This window comes from Flavobacterium sp. UBA4854 (assembly GCF_002399805.1).
Classification (GTDB): domain Bacteria; phylum Bacteroidota; class Bacteroidia; order Flavobacteriales; family Flavobacteriaceae; genus Flavobacterium; species Flavobacterium ginsengisoli.
The window spans coordinates 20,227-38,536 of record NZ_DHEI01000053.1; the positions used below are offsets into that span (position 1 = coordinate 20,227).

Genomic DNA, 18,310 nt, shown 5'->3' on the forward strand with positions numbered 1-18,310 from the left:
CGCAAAGAACGCAAGTTCTTTTCTTAAAAAGCTTTGTAAAAAACGCTAAGTTCGCAAAGCTTTCAGCAAAAACTTTGCGTTCTTTGCGGTTAAAAAAAAATTGAAACAAAATATATGAAGTCTATAATTCTAAGAGAAATAAAATCCTTTTTTGGTTCTCCTATTGGCTACTTGGTCATTGCAATTTTCTTAATTAGCAACGGACTATTTTTATGGGTCTTTGAAGGAGACTACAATATCCTAAAAACAGGTTATGCCGACTTAACTCCATTTTTCACATTGGCACCTTGGATTCTGATTTTCTTAATTCCGGCCGTAACTATGAGAAGTTTCTCAGACGAAAAAAAACAAGGAACTTTAGAGTTATTATTGACTAAACCTTTATCTATTTGGGAAATCGTAAATGGTAAATTCTTCGGTTCGTTTTTGCTGATCATTCTGGCAATCATTCCAACTTTAATTTATGTAAAAGTCATTTCAGATTTAGGCTCACCAGAAGGCAATATCGATATGGGAAGCACTATCGGTTCTTATTTCGGATTATTGTTTTTAATTGCTTCTTATTCAGCAATCGGAATCTTTACTTCTACCCTTTCAGAAAATCAGATTGTGGCTTTTATTATTGCGGTTTTCCTGTGCTTTTTCTTCTATTTTGGTTTTGAAGGATTGAGCTCATTAATTCCTGGATCAAATAGTTTTGTTTCAGCTTTAGGAATGCAAAATCACTTTAAAAGTATGAGTCGAGGTGTAATTGATACTCGCGATATCATTTATTTTTTAAGCATTGCTGTCGCTTTTTTGTCTTTTACTGTTTATCAATTAAAATCTTATAAAGCTTAATGAAACCATCTACAAAACATAATTTAAAGACATTAGGCATTACTATTTTTATTTTAGTTGTTTTAAATGTACTTGGAACGATCTTTTTTCATCGTTTTGATTTAACAAAAGACAAGCGTTATACTTTATCTCCAACTTCATTAGGAATTCTAAAACAAGTAAAGAATCCGCTTTCTATTAAGATTTATATGGAAGGAGATCTTCCTGCAGATTTTAGGCGTTTGCAACAGGAAACCAAACAATTGTTAGAGGAATTTCAGGCCTATAACAGCAATATTGTTTTTGAATTTGTTGATCCGTTAGAAAATGCAGATGAAAGCGACGAATTGACAAAATCACTTTTCCAAAAAGGATTAACACCAATAAACATTACAGTTGACGATAAAGGAAAACAATCTCAAGCAATGGTTTTTCCTTGGGCAGTTGCCGTTTACAATAATAAAGAAGTTAATATTCCCTTATTAAAAAATATAATGGGAGCTTCGACTACGCAAAAAGTTATCGGATCGATCCAGCATTTAGAATATTCTATTGCAGATGCAATTAATAAAGTCACAAAAGACAAACAGAAAAAGGTTGCAATCATTAAAGGAAATGGCGAATTGAGAGAAAGGCATATTGCAAATATGTTGAAACAGATTCACGAAAGTTATCTTATAGGTCCATTTACATTAGATTCAGTTTCAAAAAATCCGAGTGGAACTTTAAGCGAACTTAAAAAATACGATTTAGCGATTATTGCAAAACCAACAGAAAAATTCTCTGACGAAGAAAAAGAAGTTTTGGATCAATTTATTATGAATGGCGGAAAAACGCTTTGGCTAATTGATCAGACAGCTGCAGACATGGACAGTTTGTACAATGACATGGGTGCGACTTTGGCTTATCCTAGAGATTTAAACTTGAACGATATGTTCTTCAAATACGGTTTCAGAATTAATCCTGATTTGATCAAAGACGAACAAGGAAGTCCAATAAAACTGGCAACTGGTGAACAAGGAAGTGCAACACAATATCAAGATTTTATCTGGAAATTTGCTCCTCAAGTTTATCCAACAAGCCAGCATCCAATCGTTAAAAATCTAGGTGGAATTAAATTTGATTTTGCAAATCCGATTGACACTTTGAAAAACGGTATTAAGAAAACAGTATTACTGCAATCTTCCCAATATTCTAAAACAATTGGAACGCCAACAGAAGTTAACCTAAACATGGTTACAGAAAAAACAACTCCCCAAGATTATTTGAATAAAGGAAACAAACCACTTGCAGTTTTATTGGAAGGATCTTTCCATTCGGCTTTTGAGAATAGAGTTTTGCCTTTCAAAGACAATTCTTTCACAGCACAAGGAAAACCAAACAAAATGATCGTTGTTGCTGACGGAGATATTGCAAGAAACCAATTAGATAAAAACATGATGCCAGTTGAATTAGGTTACGACCAGAGAACTGGCCAATTATACGACAATAAAGACTTTATCATGAATTGTATCAATTACCTTCTTGATGATACTGGACTTATTAACATTAGAAGTAAAGATGTCGAATTGCCTTTGTTGGACAAAGAAAAAGTTTACGAAAGTTATACTTTGACCCAATTCATAACTATCGGAGTTCCAATTCTAATTTTATTGATCTTTGGACTAGTATTTACTTTTATCAGAAAGAAAAAGTACAGCAAATAGATGTTAATAAAAAAATGTAATACTTTGAATAGTTTAAGATATATTTGTAATCCGTATATTTAGACCTTAATTTATTCAAAGGCGCATCAAAAAATAAAACAAAACAGATGAAATTTATAGTATCGAGTTCATACTTATTAAAGCAATTACAAGTTTTAGGTAGTGTAATCAATAGCAATAATACGTTGCCTATTTTAGACAACTTTTTATTTGAACTAAACAACAATGAGTTGACCGTTTCGGCTTCAGATCTTGAAACGACTATGTCGGCTACATTATCGATCGATTCTACAAGTAAAGGAAGCGTAGCAGTTCCTGCTAAACTTTTGCTTGAAATTTTAAAAACTTTCCCAGAGCAGCCATTAACTTTTACTGTTGAAGACAATAACACAGTAGAAATTAGCTCTAACTCTGGTAAATATGCATTGGCTTATGCTGCAGGAGAAGAATTTCCTAAAGCGGTAAGTTTAGAAGATCCATCTGTAACGCTTGTTCCTGCAGAAGTTTTGGCAACTGCGGTAAGCAAAACTATTTTCGCTGCTGGAAACGACGACTTACGTCCAGTAATGTCTGGAGTATTCTTCCAGTTTTCGCCAGAAGGATTAATTTTTGTTGCTACAGATGCTCACAAATTGGTAAAATATTCTCGTACAGATGTAAAAGCTTCTCAAGTAGCAGATTTCATCATGCCTAAAAAACCTTTAAACATTTTAAAAAGTATTTTAGGAACTTCTGACGCTGAAGTAAAAATTGAATACAACGATTCAAATGCGACTTTCTCATTTGATAATTATATTTTAATGTGTCGTTTAATTGACGGAAAATATCCTAATTACGAAGCGGTAATTCCAAAAGAAAATCCAAACAAATTAATGATCGATCGTTCTTTATTCTTAAGCTCTGTACGTCGTGTTGCGATTTTCTCTAACAAAACTACACACCAAATTCGTTTGAAAATTGCTGGAGCTGAATTAAACGTTTCTGCAGAAGATATCGATTACTCAAATAAAGCAGAAGAAAGATTGACTTGTGATTATCAAGGTGATGATTTACAAATTGGTTTCAACTCTCGTTTCTTAACAGAGATGCTTACAAACCTTCAGTCAGACATGATTATGCTTGAAATGTCTTTACCTAACAGAGCTGGAATTTTAACTCCAGTTGATGGTTTAGAAGAGGGAGAAACTGTTACTATGTTGGTAATGCCTGTAATGTTAAATAGTTAACATTAAAGTTTCTTTCTGTTACAGGGATATTTTTTAGTTTTAAATAAAAGATTTATCATTGTAAAAAAAAAGATATCGCTATTAACCAACCATTTTTTATACCTAGAAACCGCAATTCCTCATAAAGAATTGCGGTTTTTTATTTAAGTTTTTTTGTTTCAGGTTTCAAGTTGCTTTACTTTGTGTTGATTTTACCGCAAAGCACGCAAAGGCTTACGCAAAGTTCCCAAAGTTTTTTTTAAGCAAGATGAGATAATCTCGCAAAGTCGTGGAGTCGCAAAGTTTTACATAAAGCTTTGCGAACTTTGCGTTTACTGTAGATTAAGCATATTTAAATACCTTGCGATCTTTGCGGTAAAATCAACACAAAGTAAAGCAACTTGAAACATGAAACCTGAAACAACAATTTTCTCTATCTTTGTAATATGAAAATAGAAATTTGGTCGGACATCATGTGTCCGTTTTGTTATATCGGAAAAAGACAATTGGAAACTGCACTTGCGGTATTTCCAAATGATGAATTTGAAATTGAATGGAAAAGCTTTCAGCTTGATCCAACCATAACTGCAGAACCAGACATGGACGTTTACACGTTCTTAGCAGAAAGAAAAGGCATGTCAATTGAACAATCTAAAGAAATGCACAAAGGTGTCGCAGAACGTGCTAAAAGTGTTGGTTTAGATTATAATTTTGATAAAGCTGTTATCTCAAATTCTTTAAACGCGCATCGAATCATTCAATTGGCCAAAACAAAAAATATTGGCGATCGAATGGAAGAGATTTTCTTTAAAGCTTATTTTACCGACGGACAAGATTTAAACAATGGTCAAACTTTGATTAAATTGGGAATTCAGGCTGGTTTAGAAGAAAATGAAATTAGAGAAGTTCTAGAAAGCGAAGATTTATTTATTAAAGAAGTTCAAGCAGATATCAAAGAAGCTGCCGAAATTGGCGTTCAAGGAGTTCCATTCTTTGTATTTGATCGTAAATATGCGGTTTCTGGCGCTCAACCAATTGAAACTTTTGTAAAAACAATTCAAGAAGTTTTAAAGTAAAACTTTAATCTTATAAAAACGTAAAAGCGTGCTGTCTACATTTAAACAGCACGCTTTTATTATTTAGTCCTTAAATAAACTAAAAAAATTAATGTCCAGCTCTACCTTTAGAATCATTAGATTTTGTTGTAGTGCTTTTTGCTCTAGAACCAGCTGTTGATTTTTGAGTTTTTCCAGAATCTTTCATTCCAGATTTCGAATCTTTTCTTGAAGTTTCCATAATGTTATAATTTTTTAAATTATTAGTTATACAAAGTTGCAAAATAGCTAAGTGCTTATTTTACAGAATTATATTTGAGTTTTACAAAATGAGAATTAGACTAAAACGCCTCAATAAACAAATCATGTAAGATTAAATGTAAATCCTATAATTTTTTTAAGCGTCTAATTTTCAAATTTGTATATATCAAAAATCTAGAAAACTTACTAATTTAAAACAGCAGCCATGAGAAAAGATTCAAACAGCCGACAAACTGCAAACTTAAATGATTTTAAATGCAGTAAACCCGATCATATTGATACCGCACATGAAAATGAAGCAATGGATCATGAATTTACTTCGGGTGAAAATGAAGATAATAATTATAGAAATCAGTTTACTGACTATTCTGATTGTTATGAAATTATAGAAAGCGGACTAAATTTAGCTGAAAACAATACTCCTTTTTCAACTTACGACACCACCAATCCTTATGACAGTTATAATTTAGATAATGAAGATGACAAATACAGCTGTCCGCCATATAGTAATTTTGAATACTAAAAAAACGGAATAGCTGATCATCAAAGAATGAACAAGAATAATTATCTAATTGCCAAATTTTCTAATTATCCAATTAAAAAATGAATGCACCATTATTACAATTTAACGATAAAGGAATATACTGCCAGCAAGCCGATGTTTATCTCGATCCGTGGCGGCCAGTAAAAAATGCGATAATTACACATGGACATTCAGATCATGCGCGTTGGGGGCATGAAAACTATATTACGCATTATTCAAATATTCCGATTATAAAATATCGTCTAGGAGAAATAAATGTTTCTGGCAAAGACTGGAATGAAACTTTTATTATAAATGGCGTGAAATTTTCTTTTCATCCTGCGGGCCATATTATTGGTTCGGCACAAATTAGAGTTGAATACAAAGGTGAAATTTGGGTTTTTACTGGCGATTATAAAACAGAAGACGATGGAATCTCAATTCCTTATGAAGTTGTAAAATGTCATTCGTTTATAACAGAATGCACTTTCGGACTTCCCGCTTTTAAATGGGAACCACAAGCAGATGTCATGACTGATATAAATAATTGGTGGGCAGAAAACCGTGCAGAAGGAAAAACTTCTATTCTATTTGGCTATTCTTTAGGAAAAGCGCAACGATTATTAAAAAATCTTGATACCAGCATTGGGCAAATTTACACACATGGCGCAATCGAAAACATGACTAATATTGTTCGTCCGCAAATTGATTTGCCGCGAACTACAAGAATCACTTTAGAAACTAAAAAAGAAGATTTATTAGGCAATATTGTCATTGCACCACCAAGCGCTCATGGAAGTACTTGGATTAGAAGAATGACTCCTTTTGTATCAGGAACAGCAAGTGGTTGGATGGCTTTTCGCGGTGCAAGACGCAGACGAGCTGTAGACCGAGGTTTTGTTTTAAGCGATCATTGTGATTGGACAGGTTTACTAGAAAGCATAAAAGCAACAGGTACAGAAAGAGTAATCTGCACTCATGGCTATTCAGATATTTTTTCAAGATATCTAAGAGAATTAGGCTACGATGCCAGAACAGCCAACACGCAATATGAAGGAGAAACCAATAATACAGATGAAGAATAATTGTAAAATGCAAAAAGTTAAATGTAAAAAAGACCACATTTAACCTCTTCTCACATTTTACATCTAACATTTTACAATAAAAAAATGAAAAACTTTGCCGAGCTTATAAAAACCTTAGACAGTTCTAATAAAACATCGGTAAAAGTTGATGCGCTGACAAACTATTTCTTAAAAGCAAGCGATGAAGATAAAGTCTGGACCATTGCCATACTTTCGCATCGCCGTCCTCCCCGACCAGTTAATACCACTTTATTGCGTTTATGGGCAAACGAATTAGCTAATATTCCGCTTTGGCTGTTTGAAGAAAGTTATCATATTGTAGGTGACTTGGCCGAAACCATTGCGCTTGTTATTCCGACTACAAAAGAGCATACAGACAGAAGTCTGACTGAATTTCTACAGGAAATAATCGCTTTAAAAAAGAAAACTGATTTAGAGAAAAAAGAATATTTACAAACCAACTGGCTGAATCTAAATTATTACGAGCGTTTTGTTTTTACTAAATTAATTACCGGAAGTTTTAGAATTGGTTTGAGTCAGAAGTTGATGACGCGAGCGCTTTCTAAAGCTGAAAATATAGATGAAGATACATTGGCGTACAAATTAATGGGCGATTGGAATCCGAATACGATTACATTTCAGGAATTGATTTTAGATGAAAAAAGCAGTGATTATTTATCAAAACCTTATCCGTTTTATTTGGCTTATCCGATTGAAGGCGAATTGGAAAGTTTAGGAAATCCAGAAGATTGGAGTGCAGAACATAAATGGGACGGAATTCGTTCTCAGACGATTATTCGTGAAAACGAAATCTACGTCTGGAGCCGTGGCGAAGAATTAGTAACCGATAAATATCCAGAATTTAATTCTTTTATTGGACTAATCCCAAATGGAACTGTAATTGACGGAGAGATTCTTCCTTTCATAAACAATCAAATCGGAACTTTTAATGATCTACAAACTCGAATTGGCCGTAAAAATGTATCGGCTTCTATTTTAAAAAATACGCCTGTTATCATTAAAGCTTACGATTTATTGGAATGGCAGGGAAATGATATTCGGAATCTTCCTTATGAAAAACGCCGTACTTTATTAGAAGAAATGTTTACCAGTTTAATAGGAAAAGATATTCCGTTACAACTTTCAGAACGAATTAATTTTTCTACTTGGGAAGAAATTACAAATGAAAGATTAAAATCTCGCGAAATGAAAAGCGAAGGTTTAATGTTAAAACGAAAAGATTCTCCTTATCTCGTTGGAAGAAAAAAAGGAGATTGGTGGAAATGGAAAATTGAGCCTTTAACCATAGATGCCGTCCTCACCTATGCTATGCGCGGTCACGGAAGACGATCAAATCTATTTACCGATTATACTTTTGCGCTTTGGCAAGAAAATGAAAACAACGAACGAGAACTCGTCACTTTCGCGAAAGCATATTCTGGTTTAACCGATGCAGAATTTAGGATGGTCGATGATTTTATTAAAAAGAATACTTTAGAGCGATTTGGTCCAGTTAGAAGTGTTACGCCTAAATTGGTTTTTGAAATTGGGTTTGAAGGAATTGCACTTTCTAAAAGACATAAAAGTGGCGTTGCAACACGTTTTCCGCGCATTTTAAGATGGCGACACGATAAAAAAATTGAAGAAGCCAATTCGATAGAAGATTTAAAAAATATGATTTTATAAATGAACAGAGAGCAGTTATTTACAATCGCCAACAATTGGTTTGAAAGTCAGGGATGGAAACCTTTTCCGTTTCAAACTCAGACATGGACTGCTTTTCTTCAAGGCAAAAATGGTTTATTGAACGCGCCAACTGGAAGCGGAAAAACCTATGCGCTCTGGCTCCCGATTATTTTAAATTACATTAAAGAAAATCCGAATTATAAAACTAAACACCATCCAGGTTTAAAAGCGATTTGGATCACACCGCTTCGTTCTTTATCTGTAGAAATCAAACAAGCGGCAGAAAGAGTTTTAAACGATCTAGACGTTCCTATGACCGTCGGTATTCGTTCTGGAGATACTTCTTCGGCAGAAAGAGCCAAGCAAAAAGGCCAAATGCCCGATTTATTGATTACAACTCCAGAAAGCCTACAATTGCTTTTGGCAACAAAAGGTTATGCCAATACATTTAAAAACTGCAGTTCTATTGTCATTGATGAATGGCATGAATTACTAGGAACCAAACGTGGCGTTCAGATAGAATTGGCATTATCCCGATTAAAAACGATTACCAAAAAATTACGTATCTGGGGAATTTCAGCTACAATTGGCAATCTTCAGCAAGCGCAAGAAGTTTTACTCGGAATTGATACTGAAGCTTTTAACAATTCTATTTTAATCAAAGCCGTAATTCATAAGAAAATAAAAGTCGTTTCTATCATTCCCGAGAAAATGGATACGTATCCGTGGCGCGGACACATGGGGCTACATTTGATTGATGAAGCGGCTAAAATTATCAAAGCCAGTAAAACTACTTTAATTTTTACGAATGTTCGCTCAGCATGCGAAATCTGGTATCAAAGATTATTAGAAAAATATCCTGAATTTGCTGGAGAAATGGCAATGCATCACGGAAGTATTGACAGAGAAACGAGAATTTGGGTAGAAAATGCAATTCGGAATGAAGAATTAAAAGTAGTAGTCTGCACTTCGAGTTTAGATTTGGGAGTTGACTTTGCTCCAGTCGAATCGATTATTCAGGTTGGTGGACCAAAAGGTGTCGCCCGTTTTATGCAGCGCGCCGGACGAAGCGGACATCAACCTGGAAAAGAAAGTGTTATTTATTTTCTAGCCACTCACGCTATTGAACTTATTGAAGCTTCGGCATTAAAAAAAGCGGTTGAAAACAGTGTTATTGAAGATCGGGTTCCGTATTTAAACAGTTGGGATGTTTTGGTTCAATATCTCAATACTTTAGCCGTTTCTGATGGATTTTATCCCAACGAAATTTTTAAAGAAATTCAAGGCACTTTTAGCTATCAAACCATTTCATCAGAAAACTGGAATTGGATTCTAAATTTTATTACGCAAGGCAGTCAGAGTCTTCATGCCTACGACGAATTTAAAAAAGTAGAAATTGATGAAAACGGCTGTTATAAAATAAACAGTCGAATGATTGCGATGCATCACAGAATGCAGATTGGAACAATCGTTGGCGATGCTGTTATGAATGTAAAATATGCTAGTGGTGGTTATATTGGTACAATTGAAGAATGGTTTATTTCGAAGCTAAAACCTGGCGATACTTTCATTTTCGGAGGAAAAAAATTGGAGTTATTCAAAATTAGAAATATGCAGGTTTTGGTTAAAAAAGCGAATCCTAAGAAAGAATCTAAAATTGTAAGCTGGATGGGTGGGCGTTTGGCTCTTTCTTCTCAAATGAGCGAATTGCTTCGAAAAGAATTATATCGCGCCAATACTGATAATCTTTCTCCTGAATTAAGAGCTTTACAGCCTTTATTTCAAAGACAGCGAAAAGAATCTATTGTACCGAGTTCAGATGAATTTTTAATTGAAACATTTAAAACGCGAGAAGGATTTCATGCTATTTTTTATCCTTTTGAAGGTCGCTTTGTTCATGAAGCTTTGGCTAGTTTATTGGCTTTTAGAATTAGTTTATTACAATCAATCACTTTTTCTTTGGCTTATAATGATTATGGTTTTGAATTGCTTTCAGATCAGGAAATTGATATTGAAGCCGTTTTAGACAATAATCTCTTTTCAACAGAATATGTGCATCACGATTTGCAAAAAAGCTTAAATTCAACCGAAATGGCTCGAAGAAAATTTAGAGACATTGCTGTAATTTCAGGATTAGTCTTTACTGGTTTTCCTGGAAAAATGGTTAAAACAAAACATTTGCAAAGTGGTTCTCAATTGTTATTTGAAGTTTTTAGAGATTTTGAACCTGATAATTTATTACTACATCAAGCCTATCGCGAAACATTTGAACATCAATTAGAAGAAGGACGTTTGATAATGGCTTTGGAAAGAATTGCCAATCAGAAAATCATTTGGAAACAATGCTTAAAGCCAACACCATTTAGTTTTCCAATTATTACCGATCGCTTACGAGAAAAATTATCAAGTGAAACTTTGACTGAAAGAATTCAGAAAATGACTGCTTCATATATGAAATAACGACTTATGAAAATTCAAATACAAAATGAAACCTTTATACTTCACCCAAGCGGAGCTGTTTATTGGGAATCTAAAAAAATAATTATCATTTCTGATGTTCATTTAGGAAAAGTTACACATTTTAGAAAACACGGAATCGCGATACCGCAAAACGCCATTTCTGAAAATTTTAGAAAAATTACTGAAGTTTTAGATGAATTCATGCCTGAAAAAATCATTTTTCTCGGCGATTTATTTCACAGTTCAAAAAATGCAGAATGGAATTTATTTGAAGAATGGCTTTCCATTCATGATCAAGAAACTTATTTAATTACTGGAAACCATGACATTATTGATGAAATTCATTATAAAAAAATTGGTGTGATCGTTACCGAACTTTTAGAATTGAATCATTTTTTTTTCACGCATCATCCTACAGAAAAAGAAAATCTGTTTAATTTTTCAGGACATATTCATCCCGGGATTGTCTTGCGTGGCTTGGGTTTGCAGACCTTAAAGCTTCGTTGTTTCTTTTGCAAACCCAATCAAATGATTCTTCCCGCTTTTGGAGAATTTACTGGAAAATATTTTCTAAAACCCAATTCTGAAGATACCGTTTACGCAATTGCAGGAAATGATGTCGTTCAAATTAAAAAAGAATAACGTAACATATAAACAAACTTAAAAACACATCCTCTTAACAATCAATACATTATACGTATTTATTCACAAAAATAAAAGAATTATCTTTCAAATTTTAAGCTTACATTAGTTGAATTAACTTATAAAGCTTTGAAAATGAAGAATATTACATCAAAATTTGACAAAGTCCTAAACAATTCTACAACCTACGGAAATGTTAATCATGAGCCAGATTCGAGCACAGAAACGCAGTTAAACACCCCAGAAAAATCAATGCCGTTTTCAGATCAAATTGGAAATTACCAACGTAACATTGGAATTCCATTCAAATCGCACGAAAACAGTAAAATCTATATTGTGGGAAGCGGAATTGCCGGAATGGCGGCGGCATATTATTTTATAAGAGATGGCCGAATTCCAGCAAAAAACATCACTTTTTTAGAACAACTTCATATTGACGGCGGTTCTTTGGACGGTGCAGGAAATCCGAAAGATGGATATATTATTCGTGGAGGGCGCGAAATGGATATGACTTATGAAAATCTTTGGGATATTTTCCAAGATATTCCCGCTCTAGAAATGCCGCCTCCATATACCGTTTTAGATGAATATCGATTAATCAATGATAATGATTCTAATTATTCTAAAGCGCGTTTAATTCATAAAAATGGCGAAATTAAAGACTTTAGCAAATTTGGTTTAAACAAAAAAGATCAGCTTGCTATTGTAAAATTACTGCTTAAAAGAAAAGAGGAATTAGATGATCTTACTATTGAAGATTATTTTAGCGCAACGTTTCTAGAAAGCAATTTTTGGACATTTTGGAGAACTATGTTTGCATTTGAAAACTGGCATAGTTTATTAGAACTTAAACTTTATATGCATCGTTTTCTCCACGCCATTGACGGACTAAATGATCTCTCTTCATTAGTCTTTCCAAAATACAATCAATATGATACTTTCATTACTCCGCTTCGAAAATTTCTTGAAGAAAAAGGCGTAAATATTAAATTTCATACGCTCATAAAAGATCTAGTTATTCAAAGTAATACTGAAGGTAAAATTGTTGAAGGAATTATTACTGAGCATGAAGGAAAAGAATCTAGATCTACTATCGGAAAGGATGATTTTGTTATTGTAACGACAGGCTCTATGACCGAAGACACTTTTTATGGAGACAATAAAACAGCGCCAATTATTGGTATCGACAACTCCACAAGCGGTAAAAGTCCGGGATGGATGTTGTGGAAAAATCTTGCAGCAAAATCTCCTATTTTTGGCAAGCCTGAAAAGTTCTGCAGTAATATCGAAAAATCATCTTGGGAATCTGTTACTTTAACTTGCCGACCTTCTGCTTTTGTAGAGAAACTAAAAGAATACTCGGTAAACGATCCATACTCAGGAAAAACAGTGACTGGCGGAATTATCACGATTACCGATTCTAATTGGCTAATGAGTTTTACTTGTAACAGACAGCCGCACTTTCCAGATCAGCCAGATGATATTTTGGTAATTTGGGTTTATTCTTTGTTTATGGACAAACCTGGAAATTATATTAAGAAAGTAATGCCCGAATGTACAGGAGACGAAATTTTAGCCGAATTAAGCTTTCATCTCGGAATAATCGACAAACTTGATAATGTAATTGAAAATACAATTGTACGAAGTGCTTTTATGCCATACATTACTTCTATGTTTATGCCTCGAGCAAAAGGCGATCGTCCTAGAGTTGTACCTGAAGGCTGTAAAAATCTTGGTTTAATTGGACAATTTGTTGAAACGAATAATGATGTTGTTTTCACAATGGAAAGCTCGATTAGAACGGCTAGAATTGCGGTTTATAAATTATTGAATTTAAACAAACAGGTTCCCGATATTAATCCGCTTCAGTATGATATTCGTCATTTGCTAAAAGCAGTAAGAACGCTCAATGACGGAAAAGCATTTTTAGGCGAAAGTATTCTGCATAAAGTTTTAAGAGGAACTTACTTTGAGCATGTTTTACCGCCAATTGAAGAAGACAAAGAAGAACATGAATCTTTTATTTCAGAACAGGTAAACCGATTTAAAGATTGGATAAAAGGGATTAAGGATTAAATTGTGAATTGTGAATTGTGAATTGTGAATTGTGAGTTCTGAATTATTAATAATTAATTTAAAACGATTTAAATCATTTTACCTAAAGTAATAAATTATATTCCGTTAGGAATATCTGGTCGGTAGAAAAATCATGATATTGTTGTGAAATATGTCCTGTAGGGACACCTGATTTTTATCGAAAAAAAATATGGTCAAACAATAAAACGTTCAAATTCTAATTTTATCAATAAGCTATTCTTGCGGAATGAAATCGGAATAATATTGCTGTTAAAATTGAAAACCCAGTAAAACTAAATTTACTGGGTTTTCTTGTTTAACTCTAAATTGTAATCAGAAAATAAACATTATTGTTCGTCATTATTCATGGCAGACATCAATAAAGTATAAGCATTTTTGATAACCACTTTTGAAGAGTCAGAAATCGCATCAGAAGTAATCTGAGTAAAGCCCTCATTTTTGACTCCAGATTTAACTTCATTCATTTGAAATTGGTTATTTCCAATAGCTGTAAACACATAAAATTTTCCTTGCCAACGTACTACTGCATCTTCTGGAACAGTTAACGCTTTCTTATTTTCAATTTCAACTTCGGCGTTTACAAACAAACCAGGCAAAAGTGCAGGATTATAAGCGTTTACATTACAGATAATTTCTGCCGCTCGATCTCCATTTAAGCTTTGATTGATAAAAGCGATTTTAGCCACATACTTTTTAGCATCAGAAGCATTGGTGTAAGCCATTACCGTCTGACCAATTGAAAGCGAAGTCACGTCTTTTTCGAACGCGTTTAAAGTTAGAACGATATCTTTTTTATCAATCAATTCAAAAAGCATATCTGTCGGATTTACATATTTTCCAATGTTGACATTTACTTTAGAAACCAGACCATTAATTGGAGAAACAACTCGAATCGTTTTGCTAATATTTCCAACATTTAGCGTTTTAGCATTAATTCCTAATAGATTTAATTTTTGCTCTAAAGAAGACATTGTGATGCGTTGCGTTCTCATTTCAGTTGTAATCTGTTCTAAAACTTTATCACTCGCCGCTTTATTTGCATTTAACTCTTTTTGTCTTTTGTGTTCGTTTTGAGCCAATTCGAATTTCTCTTTCGCCATTAGATAATTTTGTTGCAATTCTATAAACTGCATATCTTCTAAAACAGCCAAAACCTGACCTTTCTGAACGTTCATTCCGGCAATAAGATTAGTGCTTTTTACATAACCTCCCAACGGAATACTAATACTTATTACGCTTTTTGGCGGAACTGTTACTGTACCTTGAAGCTGTAAAATCTCTTTTACATTCTTCACCGTTGGATTACCGCTTTCTAATCCTGCATTTTTAACTTGTTCAGGACTTAATTTAATAATATCAATGCTTTTAGTTTCAGCACTTTTGGTTTCTTCATTTTTCTTATTCCCACAAGAAATCAGAAATATAGCGCCTATAAACGCTGCAATATATTTTTTCATTTTTAAATATTATTAAGATTTTGCAGTGTAACAACTGCTTTATTGTAAGCATTAAGCGCGTCTAAATATTCACTTTTGATTGTGATAGCTTGATTAACCACCAAAACCCATTGCAAATAATCGATATCTCCATTTTGCAATTGACTGCTTGACGCTTCTATAATGGTTTGAGCATTTTTTAATCCATCAGTTTCATAGTATTGTAAACTTTCTTGGAACTTTTTTAGCTCGCGATCTGCATTTTCAATATTCGTTTTCACTTCGATTTTAGTTGCTTCAGAAAGTTCAACAAAGCTTTCGTATTCTGCTTTTGCGGCTCTTTTTCGTTCTGATTGACTAGTGAAAAATATTGGAATCGAAAGACCTGCATTAACGTAATTAAATCTTTGTCCGCTACCATAATAAACTTCTTGACCTGAAGCATTAGTTTGACTTCCGATAATGCTTAAATTGTTATATCCTAAAGTAATTTCAGGAAGTAATTTAGCGCCTTCCGTTTTCCATCTATACTTAGCCGATTCCGATTCAAACTGCGAACGCTGAACTGCTGGAAGATTTTCTGCTTTTAAATTTTCGATAGACGAACGATTTAAAACCGCTTTTAAATTCATCTTTTTTGGAGTATGCTCCACTTTATCTTGAAGAATAGCATTGAACGAATTCAAAGCAATTTCAATATCACGGTTGACCATTACCAATTGATTGCTGTAGAATTGTCTTGCAGATTGTGAAGCACTTTTTTCTAAAACATTTGCTTCTCCTGCTTTAAACCTTAAATCTGATTTTTTCTCCATAATCCTGTAGATTGAATCAGCGTAAACTAAAAGTTCTTTTTTGCTGTTGAGCCACAAATAATCGTAGTAAATATTTCTAACACGAGTTTTTATTTCTTGCGAAGTCAATTGCACTTCAGCTTTTGCTTTATTGAAATCGGCTTTTAAAGCTTTTTTCTGATTGCTATAAACAGTTGGAAAAGCAAAAGTCTGGCTAATTCCAAAACGTGTATCATTCTGCGAGCTATTAAATTGTCCGTAATCGGCATCTATTTGCGTTTGCGGAATATTATAAGCCGTTTTCTGCAAATAACTTTTAGACTGCTCATTTAATTTAGCCGATTTAACTATTCGATTATTTTGAATCGCAATAGAAATAGATTCGTCAAGCGAAATTGGCAACTCTTGCGCTTTTGCCATGTTACCAATAAAAAGAATACTCAATAAAATGGTTAGATTATTCATATGCTTTTTTCTTTTTTTAGTGAAAACTTTAGCGTGATACGTCATTAAATAAATAGCAGGAAGTACAAAAAGCGTTAAAAGTGTTGCGGTTACCAATCCGCCGATCACTACAGTTGCTAATGGTCGTTGCACTTCTGCTCCTGCTCCGTTACTCAATGCCATCGGAAGAAATCCGAGAGAAGCAACAGCTGCTGTCATAAGGACTGGACGTAATCTGTTTTTAGTTCCTAATAAAATAATCTGGAAAGGATCTGTAATTTCTCCTTGTTTCTGAATTCGGTTGAATTCGGATATTAAAACAATTCCGTTTAAAACGGCGACTCCAAAAAGCGCAATAAATCCAACTCCGGCAGAAATACTAAAAGGCATGTCGCGCATTACCAATGCAAATACACCGCCGATGGCTGATAATGGAATTGCCGTAAAAATGATAATTCCTTCTTTAAATGATCTAAAAGCAAAATATAATAAGGCAAAAATCATTAATAAAGCCGCAGGAACAGCAACTCCTAATCTTGCTTTTGCTTGCTGAAGGTTTTCAAAAGCTCCTCCATAAGTAATATAATAACCTGGATCAAATTTGATTTGCTGATTTACTTTTTGCTGCAATTCTTCAACAATAGATTGAACATCTCTTCCGCGAACATTAAATCCGACGATGATTCTTCTTTTAGCATTTTCACGCTGAATCTGATTTGGGCCTTCAACTTCTTCGACACTAGCTACTTGGTAAAGCGGAATTTGCATTCCAGATGGCGTTGCAATCAAAAGATTTCTAACATCTTCAATTCCTTTTCTTCCATTGTCTTCCACTCGAACGACCATATCGAAACGTTTTTCGCCTTCGTAAATACTTCCTGCAACAGCTCCTGCGAATGCGGCATTAATCGTTGCATTCACATCAGCCACACGTAAACCGTATTTCGCCATTTCTGCCCAATTGTAATCAATTACGATTTGTGGCATTCCTGTAACTTTCTCTACATATAAATCGGCTGCGCCCTCAACTGTTTTACTAATTGCTCCTAATTTTTCAGCGTATTCAGAAAGCTTTTGAAGATCTTCTCCGTAAATCTTACAAACCAAATCTTGTTTCGCTCCCGTCATCAATTCGTTAAAACGCATTTGAACAGGAAACTGAAATCCTGTTGTAACTCCAGGGGCAATTCTTTTTACTGTTTTAGTCATTTTATCGGCTAATTCGGGAAACGAAGAAGCGCTTGTCCATTCTGATTTATCCTTTAAAACAATAATCATATCTCCACCTTCAATTGGCATTGGATCGGTTGGGATTTCTGCGCTTCCAATTCTGGAAACTACTTGTTGCACTTCTGGATATTCTTTCTTTAATTCGGCTGAAATTTTCTCAATAGTTTTGGTCGTCGTAGAAAGATTTGTTCCTAACAATAATCGAGTTTCAACAGCAAAATCTCCTTCTTCTAATTGCGGAATAAACTCTCCTCCCATTCTTCCGAACAAAACAACAGCGATTCCAAAAAGTATAAATGCTGCAATAACAATCGATTTTCTAATGCCTAAAGCTTTCGTCAGCCAACCTTCGTAAGCATTTTCTAGTTTTGCCATTATTCGATCAGAAAGATTCTTTTTATGGCTGATTTTTTTACTTAGGAATAAAGCGCTCACCATTGGCACATAAGTCAATGACAAAATGAAAGCTCCTAAAATGGCAAATGCAACAGTTTGTGCCATTGGTTTAAACATTTTACCTTCTATTCCTTGAAGAGAAAGAATTGGTAAATACACAATCAAAATGATAATTTGTCCAAACACCGCCGCGTTCATCATACGCGCAGCAGAGCCTGTCACTTCTTTATCCATTTCTTCTTGCGAAATAGTATCGACTACTTGATATTTTTTTGAACTGTGAAGATGATGCAGAATAGCTTCTACAATAATTACAGCTCCATCTACAATTAATCCGAAGTCTAATGCTCCAAGACTCATTAAATTTCCGCTTACGCCAAAAGTATTCATCATGATAATGGCAAAAAGCATCGCTAACGGAATTACTGAAGCTACAATAAAACCTGCTCTAAGATTTCCTAAAAATAAAAC

The 18,310-nt window shown here is 34.0% G+C and carries 13 protein-coding genes; 10 read left to right on the top strand and 3 right to left on the bottom strand.

What is annotated here, in order from left to right; all coding sequences use genetic code 11:
- The first annotated feature begins 114 nt into the window (after positions 1-114).
- The 4 genes from gldF to B3J44_RS07760 all read left to right on the top strand — a co-directional run bounded on the left by gldF (position 115) and on the right by B3J44_RS07760 (position 4,806).
- Entirely contained in the window at positions 115-840 is a 726-nt protein-coding gene (gene gldF / locus B3J44_RS07745; RefSeq protein ID WP_286967571.1) for a gliding motility-associated ABC transporter permease subunit GldF, read from the top strand.
- Complete coding sequence (gldG, locus tag B3J44_RS07750; RefSeq protein ID WP_286967572.1) at positions 840-2,525, top strand: gliding motility-associated ABC transporter substrate-binding protein GldG; 1,686 nt, start codon at positions 840-842, stop codon at positions 2,523-2,525. Before gldF ends, gldG begins: the two co-directional genes overlap by 1 nt.
- A 107-nt stretch (positions 2,526-2,632) precedes the next feature.
- Complete coding sequence (dnaN, locus tag B3J44_RS07755; RefSeq protein ID WP_095930019.1) at positions 2,633-3,751, top strand: DNA polymerase III subunit beta; 1,119 nt, start codon at positions 2,633-2,635, stop codon at positions 3,749-3,751.
- A gap of 425 nt (positions 3,752-4,176) precedes the next feature.
- On the top strand, positions 4,177-4,806 hold the full coding sequence (locus B3J44_RS07760) for a DsbA family oxidoreductase (RefSeq protein WP_286967575.1): 630 nt from the start codon (positions 4,177-4,179) through the stop codon (positions 4,804-4,806).
- Positions 4,807-4,894: 88 nt separating this feature from the next.
- On the opposite strand, the gene B3J44_RS07765 is transcribed toward B3J44_RS07760, so the two are convergent.
- Positions 4,895-5,026, bottom strand: coding sequence for a hypothetical protein (locus tag B3J44_RS07765; protein ID WP_255562403.1), 132 nt, complete (start codon positions 5,024-5,026; stop codon positions 4,895-4,897).
- 225 nt (positions 5,027-5,251) lie between these two features.
- Between B3J44_RS07765 and B3J44_RS07770 the strand changes: the two genes are divergently transcribed.
- The 6 genes from B3J44_RS07770 to B3J44_RS07795 all read left to right on the top strand — a co-directional run bounded on the left by B3J44_RS07770 (position 5,252) and on the right by B3J44_RS07795 (position 13,518).
- Positions 5,252-5,569 carry a hypothetical protein gene (locus B3J44_RS07770; RefSeq protein ID WP_286967579.1) on the top strand — a complete coding sequence of 106 codons (318 nt, stop codon included), beginning with the start codon at positions 5,252-5,254 and terminating at the stop codon, positions 5,567-5,569.
- An 80-nt stretch (positions 5,570-5,649) separates the two neighbouring features.
- A complete protein-coding gene (locus B3J44_RS07775) occupies positions 5,650-6,654 on the top strand; it encodes a ligase-associated DNA damage response exonuclease (RefSeq protein WP_286967581.1) in 1,005 nt (334 codons plus the stop codon).
- A gap of 84 nt (positions 6,655-6,738) precedes the next feature.
- Positions 6,739-8,340, top strand: coding sequence for an ATP-dependent DNA ligase (locus B3J44_RS07780; protein ID WP_286967582.1), 1,602 nt, complete (start codon positions 6,739-6,741; stop codon positions 8,338-8,340).
- Positions 8,341-10,800, top strand: a complete 2,460-nt coding sequence (locus B3J44_RS07785; protein WP_286967584.1) for a ligase-associated DNA damage response DEXH box helicase — start codon at positions 8,341-8,343, stop codon at positions 10,798-10,800. It begins immediately after the preceding gene.
- Between the two features lie 6 nt (positions 10,801-10,806).
- Positions 10,807-11,442: a ligase-associated DNA damage response endonuclease PdeM gene (pdeM, locus tag B3J44_RS07790; protein ID WP_286967586.1), complete on the top strand. Its 636-nt coding sequence runs from the start codon at positions 10,807-10,809 to the stop codon at positions 11,440-11,442.
- Between the two features lie 135 nt (positions 11,443-11,577).
- Positions 11,578-13,518 carry an oleate hydratase gene (locus tag B3J44_RS07795; protein ID WP_286967588.1) on the top strand — a complete coding sequence of 647 codons (1,941 nt, stop codon included), beginning with the start codon at positions 11,578-11,580 and terminating at the stop codon, positions 13,516-13,518.
- A gap of 347 nt (positions 13,519-13,865) precedes the next feature.
- Here the strand turns inward: B3J44_RS07795 and B3J44_RS07800 are convergent, their stop codons facing one another.
- Together B3J44_RS07800 and B3J44_RS07805 are read right to left on the bottom strand one after the other, a co-directional pair.
- Positions 13,866-14,996, bottom strand: a complete 1,131-nt coding sequence (locus B3J44_RS07800) for an efflux RND transporter periplasmic adaptor subunit (RefSeq protein WP_286967590.1) — start codon at positions 14,994-14,996, stop codon at positions 13,866-13,868.
- A 2-nt stretch (positions 14,997-14,998) separates the two neighbouring features.
- On the bottom strand, positions 14,999-18,310 hold a 3,312-nt coding region (locus tag B3J44_RS07805; protein WP_286967592.1), incomplete at its 5' end, for a CusA/CzcA family heavy metal efflux RND transporter.

What these genes read in the sequence shown, in the direction of transcription:
- gldF (WP_286967571.1), top strand. Translation starts at nt 115, where the DNA reads ATGAAGTCTATAATTCTAAGAGAAATAAAATCCTTTTTTGGTTCTCCT.
- gldG (WP_286967572.1), top strand. Translation starts at nt 840, where the DNA reads ATGAAACCATCTACAAAACATAATTTAAAGACATTAGGCATTACTATT.
- dnaN (WP_095930019.1), top strand. Translation starts at nt 2,633, where the DNA reads ATGAAATTTATAGTATCGAGTTCATACTTATTAAAGCAATTACAAGTT.
- B3J44_RS07760 (WP_286967575.1), top strand. Translation starts at nt 4,177, where the DNA reads ATGAAAATAGAAATTTGGTCGGACATCATGTGTCCGTTTTGTTATATC.
- B3J44_RS07765 (WP_255562403.1), bottom strand. Translation starts at nt 5,026, where the DNA reads ATGGAAACTTCAAGAAAAGATTCGAAATCTGGAATGAAAGATTCTGGA.
- B3J44_RS07770 (WP_286967579.1), top strand. Translation starts at nt 5,252, where the DNA reads ATGAGAAAAGATTCAAACAGCCGACAAACTGCAAACTTAAATGATTTT.
- B3J44_RS07775 (WP_286967581.1), top strand. Translation starts at nt 5,650, where the DNA reads ATGAATGCACCATTATTACAATTTAACGATAAAGGAATATACTGCCAG.
- B3J44_RS07780 (WP_286967582.1), top strand. Translation starts at nt 6,739, where the DNA reads ATGAAAAACTTTGCCGAGCTTATAAAAACCTTAGACAGTTCTAATAAA.
- B3J44_RS07785 (WP_286967584.1), top strand. Translation starts at nt 8,341, where the DNA reads ATGAACAGAGAGCAGTTATTTACAATCGCCAACAATTGGTTTGAAAGT.
- pdeM (WP_286967586.1), top strand. Translation starts at nt 10,807, where the DNA reads ATGAAAATTCAAATACAAAATGAAACCTTTATACTTCACCCAAGCGGA.
- B3J44_RS07795 (WP_286967588.1), top strand. Translation starts at nt 11,578, where the DNA reads ATGAAGAATATTACATCAAAATTTGACAAAGTCCTAAACAATTCTACA.
- B3J44_RS07800 (WP_286967590.1), bottom strand. Translation starts at nt 14,996, where the DNA reads ATGAAAAAATATATTGCAGCGTTTATAGGCGCTATATTTCTGATTTCT.